Raw genomic sequence first — 1,772 nt, forward strand, 5'->3', positions numbered from 1 at the left:
CTCTATTAATATAATTTAAAAATATTTCTCTTTTTTTTAAATTTTTTTTTCTTTCTAAAAATTAAAAAAATAAAAACTAACTATCTATGCTACTAAAATAGTGTATATTAGATTAACATAAGACTTCAATATTTATTAATAATTTTATCAATTAAATTCACCTTTTTTATGCCTTTTTGCAATTTTTCTATAAACATCTGCATTTCTAATGGCCATTTCTCTAAATTCTTTATCTTCTTTGATAATTTTTCCGGGTATTCCTAGAACCAAACTATTTTCAGGAACTTCCATATCTGATTTAACAAGAGCATTAGCTCCAATAATTGAACCTTGCTTGATTACCGCTCCGTTTAAAATTGTAGAATGAATTCCAATCAATACATTATCTTCAACTGTTGCTCCATGAACCATTGCACAGTGTCCAATTGAAACATTTCTACCAATTTTAACATCATGTTCTGCGTCGCAATGAATTACACAGCAATCTTGAACATTTGATCCATCCCCTATCACTATTTTATTTTGATCACCTCGTATCACGGCATTAGGGAAAATACCACAGTTTTTTCCTATTTCCACGTTACCTATTATTACTGCTGTTTCATGTACAAAACTTGATTTGTGTATTTTTGGTTTCATCTTTAGTCTTTCTAGTATATACTTATATAATATAAAAATTACCAACTTTTATACAGATTAAAATATTTTACAAAGATTAACTATAAAACTTAAACTTTTACATCTAACCTTTTTTAAACAATAATTAAAAAAATAGTAAAAAAACTTTAATATAATTTAGGTATTTATTTTATTGAGAAGTAAAAAAAGGTGGTAGGAGATGAGATGGATAGAGACAAAAGGTCCTTATATTTTACTCGGGATCCTTTTTTTATGGATCTTTATTTTTGCTATTTATAATTCATATTTTGATAAAGGTTGGCAGCTAATACTTGTTGGTACATTTCTAATAACAGTTCTACTAACAATACTCGTAATCGTTATTAAAAAAACAAAAAAACCTAAAACTCAAGCAAATGTTAAAGAATTTGAAAAATCACTTAAAGGTGGTCTTTTTCATTTCAAATGTCCAACATGCAAAGGTATTTTTGCATTAAAAAAATCAAAAAGCAACGATGAAAAACCTGTAAAAATGACCTGCCCTGATTGTGGAATAGTTGGAATTATCTCACCAAAACCAAAAAGTTGCATAGAAGAAATACCTGAAAAAAAATCAGTCAAAGCAAGCTTTAAATGTACATCCTGCGGGGAAGGTATAACTATTTGGGCTGAAGGATCAGAACTTTATAATGATCTACATATTTTTTCTTGCCCATTCTGTGGAAAAGATGAACGACTAAAGCGTTTTTAAATTCGATGTCTCATTTTAACTGCCTCACCATATTTTAACTGTACCATATCATAACCATTCATCATAGCAACACCAACACCTGCAAGTTTCTTGTTCCTTAACACAACTACTTCATCACCAATTCTTACTTGCTCATCAGCATTTTTAACACCAGGTGCAAAAACCGATCCTTTCAAATCAAAATCATCAAATATCTCAACCCAATAACTATTCATCGATTGAATTTTTTTACCACCAAAACTAGTAAGTGAAATAAAACCTCGTTTTTCAGTCATCATACCAATCTGTTTCCCATTTTCAATTATCTTATACCATTGATACTTATCCTTGATAGTTGTATTTTCTAATAATTTTTCACCTACATTCACGCCAAACTGATATGACGCTAAACATTCAAGGTTAT

General features: G+C 28.9%; 3 protein-coding genes. 1 reads left to right on the top strand and 2 read right to left on the bottom strand.

The genetic code is table 11. The features are described from left to right. Nucleotides 1-147: 147 nt before the first annotated feature. The gene (locus VLM92_RS05295; RefSeq protein ID WP_325275312.1) at nucleotides 148-684 is read right to left on the bottom strand and encodes a gamma carbonic anhydrase family protein; all 537 of its coding nucleotides are present in this window, start codon (nucleotides 682-684) and stop codon (nucleotides 148-150) included. A gap of 154 nt (nucleotides 685-838) precedes the next feature. Here VLM92_RS05295 and VLM92_RS05300 point away from each other — a divergent pair, with 154 nt between their 5' ends. Beyond that, on the top strand, nucleotides 839-1,369 hold the full coding sequence (locus tag VLM92_RS05300; RefSeq protein WP_325275313.1) for a hypothetical protein: 531 nt from the start codon (nucleotides 839-841) through the stop codon (nucleotides 1,367-1,369). Here VLM92_RS05300 and VLM92_RS05305 read toward each other — a convergent pair. Then, nucleotides 1,366-1,772: PUA domain-containing protein (locus VLM92_RS05305; RefSeq protein ID WP_325275314.1), on the bottom strand; the 407-nt coding region annotated here is incomplete at its 5' end. The genes VLM92_RS05300 and VLM92_RS05305 overlap by 4 nt on opposite strands.

Source organism: Romboutsia sp. (assembly GCF_035470145.1).
Taxonomy (GTDB): Bacteria; Bacillota; Clostridia; order Peptostreptococcales; family Peptostreptococcaceae; genus Romboutsia_D.

Coding starts and splice junctions, on each gene's coding strand:
- VLM92_RS05300 (WP_325275313.1), top strand. CDS start 839: ATGAGATGGATAGAGACAAAAGGTCCTTATATTTTACTCGGGATCCTT.